The sequence below is a fragment of the Streptomyces sp. NPDC096176 genome, from assembly GCF_044763255.1.
In the GTDB taxonomy this organism is placed as follows: Bacteria; Actinomycetota; Actinomycetes; order Streptomycetales; family Streptomycetaceae; genus Streptomyces.
Genome location: NZ_JBIWFV010000004.1, coordinates 99,798 through 114,688 on the forward strand (window position 1 = coordinate 99,798; position 14,891 = coordinate 114,688).

Here is a 14,891-nt window from a genome sequence, read left to right on the forward strand (position 1 = left end):
AGCGCCCGGCATCCGTTCGACAGGCGGCCCTGCCCGATCGGCCCGTGGTGCTGCCCAACTGCTGCGGAAACGTTGCTTCAGCGAAGAATGGCGGGAGAGTCGAGCATCGCTGACCGAACCCCGCGCCCCGTCAGTCGAACACCGGCAGGGCCGTCATTTTTTCGCCCGCCGTGACGAAGAGCCGGTTGCCGCTTCCCTTGACCCCGTAGGAGCCCGCGTTCTTGGGAAGGCTGTGCGTCCAGGCTTGCTTGCGCGTGTCGAGAGTCATTGCCCACAGCTGGAGGTCATCGCCTACTTCGGGGCGTGAGTTGATGGCGCACACCGTATTGCCCTGCACTGCCACGGGGCTGTACATGAAGTACGCCTTCGGAGACCTCCACACCTCGGCCCCGTCGGAGATGTTGTAGCCGAGGACGTAGTTGCCCTGGGTGGCGTAGACGGTCATCCCGTCGACCAGTGGAGGGCCCGCGGGGCTCATCTTTCCGTCGACCACTTCGCTCTTGGCCCACCGCTCCGCGCCGTCCACCAGGCTGCGAGCAGTGAGCGTGGCCCCGTTGAAGAGGACCACGTCGCCCGACACCACCGGGAAGATCGTTGCGAGGTCAATGGAGGCCTGGTCGGCGAACTCCCACAGCTGACGGCCGCTGCCGGCATCGACGGCGACGACATCGCCCATCCCCGTGGTCACGATCAGGCGGCCCTGTGATGCCACGCCCGTGGGTCGGCGCTTCTTGGTGAGGTCCGCCTTGAGGCGAACCGTCCACTGGATCTTGCCGTTCGAGCGGCTGATGCTGCGCAGCCGGCCGTCCTTGGTGCTGACGTACACGGCAGAGTCGTCCGTGGCGATGACCTTGTGAGCGGCTGCCGGCGTCGTCCACCTCGGCTCGCCCGTGGAGGCTGCGTACGTCACCAGTCGGCCCTTTGTGTCGACGGCCGCGACAAGAGCGTCCGACAGAGAGACGAGCCCCGCCTGCGGGTCGATGTCCGGTGCCGTCCAGCGGCGCTTTCCGTCCACGACGTCGTGCGCGGCCATGCCTCCGCGCGGGGCGGTCACGATGACGACGTCACGCACCGGCAGTGCCGTGGGGGCGGCATCCGTGCCGAGCGCCCGTACCGGACCCCAGAGCGGGGTGGGCTTCCCCGCGGTCCGCGCAGCGGGACGCGCCCGGGGCGTCTCGGCAGCCGGCGGAAGTGCGAACGGGTCCGGTTCCTCGCCGCGCAGGAGCCACCAGGCGACGGAGCCGCCGCCGGCGGCGAGGGCGGTGCCGCCCACCGCGAGAGAGGTGACCATTCGGCGCCGCGAGACGCCCTTCGGTGCCTGGCCTCCCGGGGCCAGCGTGGTCATCTGGTGGACCGTGTGTGCCCGCTGCTTGATCTCGTCGGCCAACGGGCCGCGACGCCAGATGCGTTCCGCACCTCGCGGCGGCGCCGCCACGGACGCGATCTGAGCGGGAGTGGGCCGGTGGGCGGGGTCCTTGCCGAGGCACTGGCCGATCAGGGGCGTGAGCTGCGCCGGTACGCGGTCGAGTTGCGCGACTCCATGCACCACCTCGTATTGCACGGCCGCGACATGAGTACCGCTGAACGCCTGCGATCCGGTCGACGCGTACACCAGGACGGAACCGAGTGAGAACACGTCCGCCGCGGGGCCGACCCGGTGTCCCATGACCTGCTCGGGTGCCCCGTAGCCGGGAGTCGCCGGTACCTGGCCGGTGGTCGTCAGCGTGAGGCCGTGCTCGGGGCGGGCGATACCGAAGTCGATGACGCGGGGGCCGGTCGAGGTGAGGACGATGTTGGCCGGCTTGAGGTCGCGGTGGATCAGGCCTGCGGCGTGGATGTCCGCGAGGGTTCCGGCGAGGCCGGCGGCCAGGACGCGTACCGCCTGTTCGTCGAGCGGGCCGTGGGCGCGGACGGCCTGATCGAGCGTCGGCCCGGTCAGGAACTCGGTCGCTATCCAGGGCCGCCCGCCCTCGGTCTGCGCGCCAAGTACGCGCGCCACGCCCCGGCTCGTGACGGCCTGCGCCATCCGGGCTTCCCGGACGAACCGCTGGGCGAGGCCCTGGTCGTAGGCGAGTTCGGGTCGCAGGACCTTGACGGCGGCGGTTGCGCCGGTGGCGTCCTGGCCGAAGTAGACCTTGCCCATACCGCCTTCGCCGAGCACGCCGAGCAGACGGTACGGGCCGAGCCGGAGCGGGTCACCGGTGCCGAGGGGTTTCATCGGGAAACAGCTCTTTCCGAACGGTCGGTCATCACTTGAGCTCATAGCCGGCGAAGAAGTCCTTGCCCATGCCGACGATCCTTTCAGGGATGCCGTGATAGGCGAAGAAGCGGTCACCCGGGGCCTTGAATGCCTTGCCCGGCGCGCCCGTCATTTCGTCGACGGCTCGCATCAGGCCTGTCTTGCTGCTGTAGCTGTAGACGTACGCGTATCCCGGGATGGGGGGAAGCGTCATGTCGGAGTCCGCGCCTGCGCCGCCCTTCTCGCGCCATTGAAGCTCTCCGGTGATGAAGTCCAGGGCCACGAGCCCCTGACCTTCCTCCACCGCGTACACCCACTCTCCGACCGCCGGCGGCCCGGTGCGGCGCTGGGCGCGGCCGACGCCGAACGTCCACCTCTGCTTGCCGTCCTCCAGCGCCAGCGCACGCAGCGGCCCCGTGGGGGGATAGACATGGGCGAGGTCGACCTCCAGCAGGCCCTGCACGTCGTCCGGATTCGAGACCTCGAGCGGTTGTTCCCATCGGAGCTTGCCCGTCCGGGTGTCGCGCACCGAGAGTTTGACCTTGCCTGCCGGTGTCTCCTGACTGAGGACCAAGTGCTCCTCGCTCACGCGGGCGGCGAGGAAGTGGAGTCGCCGTGATGTGGCGGGCATGGCCGGCAGCGGTTGTTTCCACAGGGTCTTGCCTGTATGGACGTCGACGGCGAGGAGGAACCATTGCTGGTCGTCGCCGTAGCCGACTCCCTGGCCCGAGGTGTCACCCCGGCCGGCGGCAAGATAGACGACATCGGTTGCGGCGCAGAGAAGCTGAGTCGCGGCAAGTCCGCCGTTGAAGTCCTTCAACTCCACGACATCAGGGATCAGAGAGCGCCCAAGGCTTTTGACCGTCTGGATGGCGAGGGGACCGTTGCCGTCGGCGCCGGGCTCGCTGCCGTACACCCTGTCCTCGTCGGAGGCGCACCTGTGCACCGGGGCCTTCAGCAGAGAGGCGACCTCGGTGCCTCCCGACGAGACGTTGATGATGCGCATCCCGTTGTCGTCCGCGATGACAAGGGAGGCTCCGAAACGGAGGGGGACGGGCGGGCGCAGCGCTGCCTTGGACGTGGACATCGGCAACCGCCACAACCAGTCCCTCTTGGGGGCGGGCGGAGTTGTCGGTGACGCCTTGGCGTCGGGCTTGCCGTCCCTGCCAGAGCTTCCGTTGTTGAGCCAGGTCCAGGTTCCGGTGGCGAGGGCGGCTGCGCCGATGGCTGTTGCGCCTGTGAGTTGGAGGAGTTTGCGGCGGGGGAGTGGTGTGGTGGGTGTGGTGGTTGTGTCTTCGCCTGCGGGTTCTTGGGGTGCGGGGAGTCGGTGGGGTTGGTGGTGCCAGACGTGGGTGGCGCGTCGGGCGATGTCGGTCAGCAGGGTTGGGGGGAGGTGGTCGGCGAATTGGCCTTGGCCGTTGTGGAGTTGGGTGGCGAGTTGTTGTGTGGTGGGGCGTTGGTGGGGGTTTTTGGTGAGGCAGCGGGTGAGGATGGGGACGAGTGAGTGGGGGAGGCCGGTGAGGTCGGGTTCGGTGTAGCGGACGCGGTAGAGGAGGTCTGCTGCTTGTCCGGTGCCGAAGGGTGGGTGGCCGGTGGCTGCGTAGAGGAGGACGCCGGCGAGGGCGAAGATGTCGCCGGCGGGGGTGTGTTCTTGGCCGGTGGCTTGTTCGGGGGACATGAAGGCGGGGGTGCCGGCTGCGGAGCCGGTGCGGGTGAGGTGGTCGTCGCCGGTGGCGCGGGCGATGCCGAAGTCGATGATTTTGGGCCCGTAGGCGGTGATCATGATGTTGGAGGGTTTGAGGTCTCGGTGGACGACGTCGGAGGCGTGGAGTTGGGTGAGGGCTCCGGCGAGGGCTGCGCCGAGGGCTCGTACCGTTGGTTCGGGGAGGGGGCCGCAGAGGGTGACGGCGTCGTCGAGGGGTGGGCCGAGGACGTATTCGGTGGCGAGCCAGGGTGTTGGGGCGTGGGGGTCGGCGTCGTGGACGGTGGCGCCGTGGTGGCCGCCGATGATGCGGGCGGCGTCGGTTTCGAGGTGGAAGCGGGTGCGGGCGGCGGGGTCGGCGGCGATGGTGGCGTGCATGGTTTTGAGGGCGATGGTGCGTCCGCCCGCTGTTCGGGCGAGGTAGACGGTGCCCATACCGCCGTGACCGAGCCGGGCCAACAGGGTGAACGAGCCGATCGTGACGGGGTCGGTGTGAGTCAGCGGAGCAAGCATCGGCGTCAGATCCTGGAAGCGGTCTGCGGGGCACGGACTTCAGCGGCCAGCACTTCCGACGACTGACGGGCGATGGCCGCCACCACCCGCCCGGGCAGCCAGCCCGGTGCCAGGAGAGCCCCGGCGGAGTCCAGGACCGTGGCTGCGGGCGCGGCGGACGACGGCGGCAGGGCATGCAGGAGCTCCGGCGCGGTCGGCCGGGCCGCGGCGTCGCGGGTCAGGCAGCGGGTGATCAACGGCCGGAGGGAGTCCGGGAGTTCGTCGCTGTCGGGGACCGTGTGGCCAGTGGCAGCGTAGGCCAGGACCGCGCCCAGGCCGTGGATGTCGCCCGGCGGGCGCGGGCGCCCGCCCGCCGACGCCTCGGGCGCGAGGCTGCCGGGCTCGAGGCCGGCAAGGCCGGTGCGGCGTTCGCCGTCCGGCGCCGCCGCGCGTGCCGCGCCGAAGCAGGTCAGGCGAGGCCCGTCCCAGGCCAGCAGTACGGAGGCGGGGGAGACGCCCGCGTGGGTGATGCCGGCCGCGTGCGCGCCCGCGAGGGTCTCGGCAAGGGCCGTGCCCAGGGCTCGAACGGTGCGTTCGGGCAGCGGGCCGCCGTGTACGGCCAGGGCCACGGGCAACGGCAGCACCGGAAGATAGGGGGAGGCGTACCAGGGTGCTTCGGGCGTCGGCGAGAGCTCGGCGACAGGGAGGGTCCACGGTCCCAGGAGGCGGCGGGCCGCGTCCGCCTCGACGAGGAAGCGCCCGGGATCGGCGCCCTCGAGCGGCGCGCTGACCAGGACCGTGCGCTCTCCGTCCGCGCTGCGCGCGATGAATCGCTGCTCGGCGACCGCGGGGGAGCCGGGGCCGGTCGGGTCGAGGCGGGTGAGGAGGTGGTACGGGCCGAACCGGTGCGGCCCGCCCTGCCGTGGCCGTTCCGTCTGCGCTCGTTCCATCTGCGAAGCCCCCTAGACATGACAACGGCACAGGAGCCTACCGGCGGTCCTGCGCCCCCCAGGACGGGCGGCCCGGAGGTGCTCCGTATTCCCTGTTTGCTGCTGGTTCATGTAGTTGGTCCGGTATGCCACAGGCAAGGAGCCGCGGGCTCCGAGGAGTGAGCCGCATGAGCCGTTTGGTCGTCGTCGCCCACAACGATCTCGTCACCGCCGATCGGTACGGGACGGGCTTGTTTCCCTCGCCCGGGAGCACTTGGTCGAGCTCGAGGACATCGTGGTCGTCGAGCGCCGGGAGAAGGACGGCAAGATCAAGCTGCATCAGGCCGTCAACCAGCCCGCCGCCGGGGCGGCCGCGGGGCGCTGTGGGGCGGCGTCATCGGGAAGCTGTTCCTCGTGCTCCTGCTCGGCGCTGCCATGGGGCGGCGGCGGGCTCGCTCACCGACATCGGGGCCAACACAGCTTCATGCGGGAGGTGAGCGCGAATCTCCGGCCGGGCGCCGCCGCCGTGTTCGCATTGGTCAAGCAGGTGCCCGCGGACAAGGTCGTTTCCCAGATCACGCGGTACGGCGCTCAGCTGGTGCAGACCTCGCTCAGTCATGAGGAAGAGGAGCAGCTCAAGGAGGTGGCGCGGGCCGCTCGCGGTGGCGCGGCGGGGGCCGACACCGCGGGCTGAGCGGGCCGGCACCGCGGGCTGATCGGGCCGACACCTGCACACGCGCGACGGCCGCCCCCTCGCGGGGAGGGGGCGGCCGTCGCGCGTGTCGTACGTCCACCGAGGCCGTGACCGGATTCGAACCGGTGTAACTCGAGTTGCAGTCGAGCCCCTGAGCCACTCGGGCACACGGCCGTGTCTTCCAACTCCTCGACCGTAGGCGCGGGATGGGCCGCCTCTCAAGGGACTGGCCGGTGCCGCAACGCGACTGCCACACGCCGTTCATGGTCGTACGACCAAGGGACCAGTCCGATCCCAGCCCAATGACAGGGCCCATCCAGCACCTTGCCCCTTACCCTGAGGGTCATGACCGCCCTCGAACCGCGTGACACCGAGGTCACCTCCGACACCGCGGCCCCAGCCCCAGCCGCCCCCGTCGCCGACGGCCCGCAGGGCGGAGTTCTCGGACGGGACTACCGAGCGCTCAGCACCGGCATCGTCTCCGTCGTCCTCCTCATCGCCTTCGAGGCGACGGCCGTCGGCACGGCCATGCCCGTGGCCGCCCGCGAACTGCACGGCATCCCGCTCTACGCGTTCGCCTTCTCCGCCTACTTCACCACCAGCCTCTTCGGCATGGTCGTCGCCGGGCAGTGGGCCGACCGCAGCGGACCGCTCGGCGCGCTCGCGGGCGGGATGAGCGCGTTCGCCGCGGGGTTGATGATGTCCGGGACCGCGAGTGCCATGTGGGTGTTCGTGCTCGGGCGAGCGGTCCAGGGCCTGGGCGGTGGACTGGTCATCGTCGCGCTCTACGTGGTCGTCAGCCGCGCCTATCCGCGCCATCTCCAGCCCGCGATCATGGCCGCCTTCGCCGCGAGCTGGGTGATCCCGTCCGTCGTCGGGCCGCTCGCGTCCGGCACCGTCACGGAGCACCTCGGCTGGCGCTGGGTGTTCATCGGCATCCCCGCGCTCGTCGTCGTGCCGCTCGCGCTCGCGCTGCCGGCGATCCGGCGTACGGCCTCGGGCCCCGCCGACGCGTCGTCGCCCGTACCGCCCTTCGATCGGCGGCGCATCCGCCTTGCCCTCGGGATCTCCTTCGGCGCCGGTCTCCTCCAGTACGCGGGCCAGGACCTGCGCTGGCTCTCGCTGCTGCCCGCCGCCGCAGGAGCGGCGCTGCTCGTGCCGTCGGCGCTCGGACTGCTGCCGCGCGGCACGTACCGCGCGGTGCGCGGACTGCCGTCCGTCGTCCTGCTGCGGGGCATCGCGGCCGGGTCCTTCATCGCAGCCGAGTCCTTCGTGCCGCTGATGCTGGTCACCCAGCGGGGGCTGTCCCCGACGATGGCCGGCCTCGCCCTGGCCGTCGGCGGCGCCACGTGGGCGCTGGGCTCCTACGTCCAGTCCCGGCCGCGGACCGAGCCGTACCGCGAACGCCTGGTCGTCCTCGGCATGCTCCTCGTCGCGGCCGCGATCCTGACCGCACCGAGCGTGCTGATCGAGGCGGTGCCCGTGTGGATCGTCGGTGTCGCATGGGGGTTCGGCTGCTTCGGGATGGGCCTGGTGATCGGCTCGACGAGCGTCCTGCTGCTCAAGCTGTCGGCGCCGAAGGAGGCCGGCGCGAACTCGGCCGCCCTGCAGATCTCGGACGCCCTGTCGAACGTGCTGCTGCTGGCCGGCGGCGGCGCCGCGTTCGCCGCACTGGGCGGGGGCGCGCCGGTCGCGGGACACGCCGTGGCCGACGGCGTGTCCGGGTCGCATCCGTGGGCGTTCGCGGCAGTGTTCCTGCCGATGGCGGCAGTGGCGCTGGTGGGGGCGTGGGTGGCGACGCGGCTCAAGGTGGAAACCGGGTGAAGCACCTCGTGCCCGGTCCTTGGGCTCGCGCCATGACCACGCACGATCACACCGTCACCGTCGGCCTCCCCGAGCCCGAGCGCCGGGCACTCCAGGACCTCGCGGACGCGCGCGGGACGACTCCCGAGACGCTGCTCCAGGAGGCCGTACGGCACTTCCTGCGCGCCGAGGGCGAGCTCGTCCGTTCCACGGCGGCCCGCTACGCGGCGGACCACGCCGAGCTGCTGAGGAGGCTGGGGGAGTGACACGTCACCTCACCGTGGCCGACGTGACGGCCATCGCCACGCTCGCGTTCGGCGGCACCCCGCCCGAACTGCGCGCCGCCGGGCTGCTCGAATCCGCCGTCCACCGGCCCAGGGCCCGGATGTTCGGGGTGTCGGCCTACGAGGACGTGTACGAACAGGCCGGCGCGCTGCTGCACGGGCTCGCGGCGAACCATCCGTTCGTCGACGGGAACAAGCGCACGGCCTGGCTCTGCGCGGTCGTCCTGCTCGCCCTCAACGGGGTCGATCTGACGCGGGCCCGACCAGGACCGGGCCTACGACCTGGTGGTCTCCGTCGCCGCCGGACACACCGTCGACCCCGCTGTGATCGGCGGCGCACTGCGCGCGCTGTGACGCCGGTCGCATACCGCGAGGCGCGGGCCCGTCAGGCCCGTACGACAACCGGGCCCCCGGTAGGGTGGCCCGGTTGTCGTACGTAACGACCCGCCCGCGCCACCGCACCCGAGAGCCAGCGAACCGGAGACCGTGACTACTACCGCCTCCCACCACCTCTCACCCGCCTTCCCCGGCCGTGCCCCCTGGGGCACGGCCAACAAGCTGCGCGCCTGGCAGCAGGGCGCCATGGAGAAGTACATCCAGGAGCAGCCGCGCGACTTCCTCGCCGTCGCCACCCCCGGCGCCGGCAAGACGACCTTCGCGCTGACCCTCGCGTCCTGGCTGCTGCACCACCATGTCGTTCAGCAGGTGACCGTCGTCGCGCCGACCGAGCACCTGAAGAAGCAGTGGGCGGCGGCGGCAGCGCGGATAGGGATCAAGCTGGACCCGGAGTACAGCGCCGGGCCGCTGAGCAAGGAGTACCACGGGGTCGCGGTGACCTATGCCGGAGTCGGCGTACGGCCCATGCTGCACCGCAACCGCTGCGAGCAGCGCAAGACGCTCGTCATCCTCGACGAGATCCACCACGCCGGTGACTCCAAGTCGTGGGGCGAGGCGTGCCTCGAGGCGTTCGAGCCGGCGACCCGCCGCCTCGCCCTCACCGGCACACCCTTCCGTTCGGACACCAACCCGATCCCCTTCGTCGCCTACGAAGAAGGCAACGACGGCATCCGCCGGTCCGCCGCCGACTACACGTACGGCTACGGCAACGCGCTCGGCGACGGTGTCGTCCGGCCCGTCATCTTCCTCTCCTACAGCGGCAACATGCGCTGGCGCACCAAGGCCGGCGACGAGATCGCCGCCCGCCTCGGCGAGCCGATGACCAAGGACGCGATCTCGCAGGCATGGCGCACCGCGCTCGACCCGCGCGGCGACTGGATGCCGAACGTGCTGCGCGCCGCCGACCAGCGGCTCACCGAAGTGCGCAAGGGCATCCCGGACGCGGGCGGCCTCGTCATCGCCTCCGACCAGGACTCCGCCCGCGCCTACGCCAAGCTGATCCGCGAGATCACCGGCACCAAGGCCACTGTCGTACTCTCCGACGAGGCGGCGGCGTCCAAGCGCATCGAGGAGTTCAGCGAGGACGGATCCCGCTGGATGGTCGCGGTCCGCATGGTGTCGGAAGGTGTCGACGTACCGCGCCTCGCGGTCGGCGTGTACGCGACGACGATCTCGACGCCGCTGTTCTTCGCGCAGGCCGTGGGCCGTTTCGTACGGTCCCGCCGACGCGGCGAGACGGCCTCCGTCTTCCTGCCCACGATCCCCAACCTGCTCGGCTTCGCCTCCGAGATGGAGGTCGAACGCGACCACGTCCTCGACAAGCCGAAGAAGGACGGCGAAGAGGACCCGTACGCCGAGTCCGAGAAGGAGATGGCGGAGGCCGAGAAGCAGCAGGACGAGGACACCGGCGAGCAGGACATGCTCCCCTTCGAGGCACTCGAGTCCGACGCCGTCTTCGACCGAGTCCTCTACGACGGGGCCGAGTTCGGCATGCAGGCCCACCCCGGCAGCGAGGAGGAGCAGGATTACCTCGGCATCCCCGGGCTGCTCGAACCCGACCAGGTGCAGCTGCTGCTGCAGAAGCGCCAGGCCCGTCAGATCGCGCACAGCCGCAAGAAGCCCGACGAGGAGGCCGACCTGCTGGAACTGCCGGCCGAACGGCGGCCGGTGGTCTCCCACAAGGAGTTGCTCGAACTGCGCAAGCAGCTGAACACCATGGTCGGCGCCTACGTACACCAGAGCGGCAAACCGCACGGCGTCATCCACACCGAGCTGCGCAGGGTGTGCGGCGGGCCGCCGAGCGCCGAGGCGACCGCCGGGCAGATCCGCGAACGCATCAAGAAGGTCCAGGAGTGGGCCACGCGCATGCGTTGACCGTCCCGCCCGCTCGGCGTGCCGCTCCCTCCGTGACGAACAGGGAGCAATAACCCGTCGTAGGCGGCCGAGCGCCCGGATTCTGGACGAGGCCTTCCGCTGAGCGGTGCCGGTCGCTACTGTCCCCGCAATGCAAACGCCCCGTGGCAGCGCCGCCGCGGAGCGCAGTCGGTGTGCCATGGCCTGCCGGCGGCCTCTGGGTGCGTCGCCGATGGGACCGGTGCCGCGACATCCCGTCGGAGGATCGCCGTCACTCACTCCGAAGGAGAGGGGCGTCGTGACCGCGGAGACCTCCCAGACGCTCGACAGGGGACTACGTGTCCTCAAGCTGCTCGCCGATACCGACCACGGGCTGACCGTCACCGAGTTGTCCAACAAACTCGGCGTCAACCGCACCGTCGTCTACCGTCTGCTCGCCACCCTCGAGCAGCACGCCCTCGTCCGCCGCGACCTGGGCGGCCGCGCCCGGGTCGGCCTCGGCGTGCTGCGCCTCGGCCGCCAAGTGCACCCGCTGGTGCGGGAAGCGGCGATGCCCGCCCTGCGCTCGCTCGCCGAGGACATAGGGGCGACCGCCCATCTCACGCTCGTCGACGGGTCGGAGGCCCTCGCGGTCGCCGTCGTCGAGCCGACGTGGACGGACTACCACGTCGCCTACCGGGCCGGCTTCCGACACCCCCTGGACCGGGGCGCGGCGGGCAAGGCCATCCTCGCCGCCCGCCAGACCAAGAGCACGGAGCCCGGCTACACCCTCACCCACGGCGAACTGGAAGCGGGCGCGAGCGGCGCCGCCGCGGCGCTCGTCGGGGTGACCGGGATAGAAGGCAGCGTCGGCGTGGTGATGCTCGCGGACGCGGTCCCGGAACGGGTGGGGCCCCGCGTGGTCGACGCGGCCCGCGAGGTCGCGGACGCGCTCCGCTGAGGTAGTTCCCGGACCGGCCGGGCCGGGCGCGCTGCCGCGCGGGGCCCTCGGGCGGGCGGCGCACCGGGTGACGCTGCCGGGCGGGGCCCGGCCCTTGTCCGGGTGCGCTGTCGGGCGTGACCTGGTCGTTGCCGTGTGGCGTCCGGGTGCGCTGCCGGGCGTGGCCCGGTCCGTTTCGCCTGGCGTCCGGGTGCGCTGCCGGGCGTGGCCCGGTCCTCCCGTCTGGCGTCCGGGTGCGCTGCCGGGCGTGGCCCGGTCCTCCCGTCTGGCGTCCGGGTGCCGCTCCGGGGGCATGTCCGGGACTGCAGTCCGCGATCCCCCCTCCGGAGGCCCCGCCCCCGCACCCACCCCCGCACAGCGGGCACGGGCACCCCCGGAACGCCGCGCAAGCGCGGCCAACGCCCCGCCCCTGCACCCACCCCCGGCAGGAGCACCCCCGGAAACGCCGCGCAAGCGCGGCCCACGTCGCGCAAGCGCGGCCAACGCCACGCCCCCGACCGGGCCGAGCCGCCCGGACCGGGCCCGGTCAGGTCGCGGGCCGGGCCGATAGATTGGGGCCGTGCTCTCCAGTCTCACGCGCCCCCGCGTCCTCGCCGTCTGCGCTCTGCCCGTCGTCGCGCTGCTCGCCGTCGCCGGGTTCGCGCCGCTGCCGTTCGTCGTGGCCCAGCCCGGAATGACCGCCGACGTGCTCGGCAAGGACCAGGGCAAGCAGGTCATCACGATCTCCGGCGCGCCGACCCGCCGGACGGAGGGTGCGCTGCGGATGACGACGATCGTGGCGACGGGGCCGGCGGCCGACGTCGATCTCGGCGATGTGGTCGACGGCTGGTTCCGTACCGACCGCGCCGTCCTGCCCCGCGACGCCGTCTATCCGGCCGGCAAGTCGGAGCAGGAGATCGAGCGGCACAACGTCGAGGACATGGAGGAGTCTCAGGACGTCGCCGCCCGGGCGGCGCTCTCCTACCTCGGTGAGGACCCCGCGAAGGTGAAGGTCTCGCTTCATCTCGCCGACGTGGGTGGTCCGAGCGCCGGTCTCCTCTTCTCGTTGGGCATCATCGACAAGCTCGAGGGTGACGGCTCCGGCGGCGACCTGACAGGCGGCCGGAACGTCGCGGGTACGGGAACGATCAGCGCCGACGGGAAGGTCGGCGCGGTCGGCGGGGTGTCGCTGAAGACGCTGGCGGCCAAGCGCGACGGAGCGACCGTGTTCCTGGTGCCGAAGGCCGAGTGCTCCGACGCGCAGGTGGAACTGCCCGCAGGGATGCGCCTGATCCCTGTGACGACGCTCAAGGGCGCGGTGGACTCGCTTCGCTCGCTGGAGCGGGGCGGGAAGGTTCCGAGTTGCTGACATCGGGGCCGCCGGTTTCCGAGCCCGCACCGGCCGGGACGGGAGTGTCGGCAGGATCCCCGGATGTGTCGTCGTGGCTGGGCGGACCGTCCATCTCCCGCCAGCGCGGGAAGACCGCCGGTGCCAGGGTCGTCAGGAAGTACAGCCCGCCCAGCGTGAGCAGTGCCGCCGTGAGGCCCGCCTCCTCGATGAGGTAGCCGGCGGCCAGGCCGCCGAGGGGAGTGGTCATCAGGACCCCGGCCGTGGTCGTGCTCGCGACCCGGCTGCGCAGTTTCTGCGGCACGCGTTCGTACATCACCGTGGTCAGGATCGGGTTGAGCATCCCGGCCGCCAGTCCGCCCGCCGCCATCGTGACGGCGAGCGGCACGGTGCCGTCCACCAGCGCGGCCACGACGAACCGCGGGGCCCCGCAGATCAGGAACGCGACGGTGAAGAGCACCCGCCGCGGGTAGCGGTGGCCGACCGCGGCGTACAGCAGCGCGCCGAGCAGCGCGCAGCCGCCGAAGACCGCGACCAGCAGGCCGAGGTCCCGCGCGCCGCCCAGGTCGTCCTTGGCGTGCACGGGCAGCAGGACGGAACTCCAGCCCTGGTCCAGCCCGTTGGTGATCATCACCATCAGGACGACGCCCAGCAGCAGCCGGGCGCGGAGCAGAAAGGCGTAGCCCTCTCGCAGTTCGCCCCGGTAGGCGGCGAACGACACGGGAGCGGCGTTCCGCTGTGGTTCGGCCGCGCGCAGTCGCCGTACGCCCACGTGGATCAGCAGGGCGGAGCCGCAGAAGGTCGCCGCGTCGATCAGGAGCACCGCCTCCGCGCCGATCAGGGCGATGAGTACGCCGGCGAGGGCGGCGCCGGCCATCCGCGCGCCGCGCGAGACGGCGTCGAAGAGGCTCGCGGCCCGCGTCAGGCTGGTGCCCGCGTGCTCGGCCAGGTCGGGGACGAGTACGTATCGGGCGGTCTCGCCGGGCGCGTGGAAGAGGCCGGTGACGGCCATCAGCGCGCACAGCATCCAGAAGTGGAGCGCTCCCGCGTAGTGGAGCAGCGGGATCGCGGCGAGCGCGACAGCGCAGACGAGGTCGGTGAGGATGCTAACCCGGCGTCGGCCGATCCGGTCGATGACGGGTCCGCCGACGATGGCGGAGACGACGACGGGCAGGGTGGCGCAGAAGGCGACCAGGCCGGCCTTGGTGGGGCTGCCCGTGGTCTGGAGCGCGAACCACGGGACGCCGATGAGGGTGAGCGAATTGCCGGTGATGGAGAGGGCATTGGCCGCAAGTACGGTGGTGAGCGGCCCCCGTCGCCCCTGCGCGGCCGCGGCTGCGGCTGCGCAGGATCCCCCCTGCCCGCTCACGCGAGGCGTGTCGTGCACCGGGCGGGCGCGGGCGGCTGCCGCAGTAACCGGAGCCCCAATTCGACCAGGGTCAGCCCCAGTCGGGTTCGCAACGGCTCGCGCGGCACCCGGTCGGTGGCGGCCGTGCGCAATTCCTCGGCGCGCAGCTCGTGGAGCATCAGATGTATGTCGGAGTGCATGGCTCGAGGTCCCCTCAGGCGGTGGAGCGCGGGAAGGCGTGCGTGTGCAGCCGGACCTGGGCGGCGCCTTCGGTACCGGGCGCGGGCTCGAGGTCGCGGTAGCTCTCGATGAGTTCGTGGATCTTGTCGTTGAGTTCGTACGCCTGTGCCGCGGTCAGGCGGAGCGTGAAGTCGCTGAGATCGGAGCTGCGCCGCCACTCCTTTGGCCAGTCCCGCTGGCTGCCGAGCCAGGTGGCGACCTCTTGGGCGTGCATGGCCGCGTGCTCGTGCAGGTACAGGTCGGCTGCTCCCCGCACCGCCGGGTCGGGGTCGCTGTACAGGGATTCGTCGAAGAGCGTGCCGTCCACGGATGCCTTCCACCACCGCTCCCGGCCCTTGCCGCGCTCCGGGTCGTCCTCGACGAAGCCGTGGGCCGCGAGCTGACGCAGGTGGTAGCTGGTGGCGCCACTGGATTCGCCGAGCGCCTCCGCGAGCCGGGAGGCGGTCGCGGGCCCGTCCTGGCGCAGCGCCGTCAGCAGGCGCATGCGCAGCGGGTGGGCGATGCCGCGCAGTGAGCGCGGGTCCAGCCTGTGGAGCTTGCGCGCGCCGGCCTCGACCTCGGCCTCGGCCGCGTTTCCTTCCTCGTTCTCGCTCACGCTTGCAAAGGTAGCGTTGCAAAGAAACCCTTGCAACGCTTTTTGTGC

General features: G+C 71.6%; 12 protein-coding genes, 1 tRNA gene and 1 pseudogene. 7 read left to right on the plus strand and 7 right to left on the minus strand.

Features of this window, described 5'->3' with window-relative positions:
- Nucleotides 1–130: 130 nt before the first annotated feature.
- Genes ACIQ7Q_RS12210 through ACIQ7Q_RS12220 form a run of 3 tightly spaced genes read right to left on the minus strand, consistent with a single transcriptional unit; the run spans nucleotide 131 to nucleotide 5,383 of the window.
- Entirely contained in the window at nucleotides 131–2,218 is a 2,088-nt protein-coding gene (locus ACIQ7Q_RS12210; RefSeq protein ID WP_403859321.1) for a PQQ-binding-like beta-propeller repeat protein, read from the minus strand.
- Nucleotides 2,219–2,249: 31 nt separating this feature from the next.
- Nucleotides 2,250–4,454, minus strand: coding sequence for a protein kinase (locus ACIQ7Q_RS12215; protein ID WP_403859323.1), 2,205 nt, complete (start codon nucleotides 4,452–4,454; stop codon nucleotides 2,250–2,252).
- A gap of 5 nt (nucleotides 4,455–4,459) precedes the next feature.
- Complete coding sequence (locus tag ACIQ7Q_RS12220; protein ID WP_403859325.1) at nucleotides 4,460–5,383, minus strand: serine/threonine protein kinase; 924 nt, start codon at nucleotides 5,381–5,383, stop codon at nucleotides 4,460–4,462.
- A 253-nt stretch (nucleotides 5,384–5,636) separates the two neighbouring features.
- Here ACIQ7Q_RS12220 and ACIQ7Q_RS12225 point away from each other — a divergent pair, with 253 nt between their 5' ends.
- The gene (locus ACIQ7Q_RS12225; protein WP_403859327.1) at nucleotides 5,637–6,056 is read left to right on the plus strand and encodes a DUF1269 domain-containing protein; all 420 of its coding nucleotides are present in this window, start codon (nucleotides 5,637–5,639) and stop codon (nucleotides 6,054–6,056) included.
- A gap of 102 nt (nucleotides 6,057–6,158) precedes the next feature.
- Here the strand turns inward: ACIQ7Q_RS12225 and ACIQ7Q_RS12230 are convergent.
- Nucleotides 6,159–6,230 (minus strand) — tRNA-Cys (locus ACIQ7Q_RS12230).
- Between the two features lie 171 nt (nucleotides 6,231–6,401).
- On the opposite strand from ACIQ7Q_RS12230, the gene ACIQ7Q_RS12235 reads away from it, so the two are divergent.
- From ACIQ7Q_RS12235 to ACIQ7Q_RS12260, 6 genes and pseudogenes are all read left to right on the plus strand, one after another.
- Nucleotides 6,402–7,880 (plus strand): MFS transporter, encoded by a 1,479-nt coding sequence (locus ACIQ7Q_RS12235; protein ID WP_403859329.1) that lies wholly within the window; start codon nucleotides 6,402–6,404, stop codon nucleotides 7,878–7,880.
- A 32-nt stretch (nucleotides 7,881–7,912) separates the two neighbouring features.
- A complete protein-coding gene (locus tag ACIQ7Q_RS12240) occupies nucleotides 7,913–8,125 on the plus strand; it encodes a hypothetical protein (protein ID WP_403859330.1) in 213 nt (70 codons plus the stop codon).
- A pseudogene (locus ACIQ7Q_RS12245) lies at nucleotides 8,122–8,497 on the plus strand (type II toxin-antitoxin system death-on-curing family toxin). The gene ACIQ7Q_RS12240 and the pseudogene ACIQ7Q_RS12245 overlap by 4 nt, the downstream one beginning before the upstream one ends.
- A gap of 132 nt (nucleotides 8,498–8,629) precedes the next feature.
- Nucleotides 8,630–10,414: a DEAD/DEAH box helicase gene (locus ACIQ7Q_RS12250; RefSeq protein WP_403859332.1), complete on the plus strand. Its 1,785-nt coding sequence runs from the start codon at nucleotides 8,630–8,632 to the stop codon at nucleotides 10,412–10,414.
- 277 nt (nucleotides 10,415–10,691) lie between these two features.
- Entirely contained in the window at nucleotides 10,692–11,333 is a 642-nt protein-coding gene (locus ACIQ7Q_RS12255; protein ID WP_403859334.1) for an IclR family transcriptional regulator, read from the plus strand.
- Between the two features lie 559 nt (nucleotides 11,334–11,892).
- On the plus strand, nucleotides 11,893–12,681 hold the full coding sequence (locus ACIQ7Q_RS12260; protein ID WP_403859336.1) for a PDZ domain-containing protein: 789 nt from the start codon (nucleotides 11,893–11,895) through the stop codon (nucleotides 12,679–12,681).
- Here the strand turns inward: ACIQ7Q_RS12260 and ACIQ7Q_RS12265 are convergent.
- Genes ACIQ7Q_RS12265 through ACIQ7Q_RS12275 form a run of 3 tightly spaced genes read right to left on the minus strand, consistent with a single transcriptional unit; the run spans nucleotide 12,620 to nucleotide 14,843 of the window.
- Nucleotides 12,620–14,029, minus strand: a complete 1,410-nt coding sequence (locus tag ACIQ7Q_RS12265; protein ID WP_403859338.1) for an MFS transporter — start codon at nucleotides 14,027–14,029, stop codon at nucleotides 12,620–12,622. The two genes, ACIQ7Q_RS12260 and ACIQ7Q_RS12265, sit on opposite strands and share 62 nt — an antisense overlap.
- Nucleotides 14,026–14,208, minus strand: a complete 183-nt coding sequence (locus tag ACIQ7Q_RS12270; RefSeq protein ID WP_403859339.1) for a hypothetical protein — start codon at nucleotides 14,206–14,208, stop codon at nucleotides 14,026–14,028. Before ACIQ7Q_RS12270 ends, ACIQ7Q_RS12265 begins: the two co-directional genes overlap by 4 nt.
- A 14-nt stretch (nucleotides 14,209–14,222) precedes the next feature.
- Nucleotides 14,223–14,843 carry an ArsR/SmtB family transcription factor gene (locus tag ACIQ7Q_RS12275; protein ID WP_403859340.1) on the minus strand — a complete coding sequence of 207 codons (621 nt, stop codon included), beginning with the start codon at nucleotides 14,841–14,843 and terminating at the stop codon, nucleotides 14,223–14,225.
- Nucleotides 14,844–14,891: the final 48 nt, after the last annotated feature.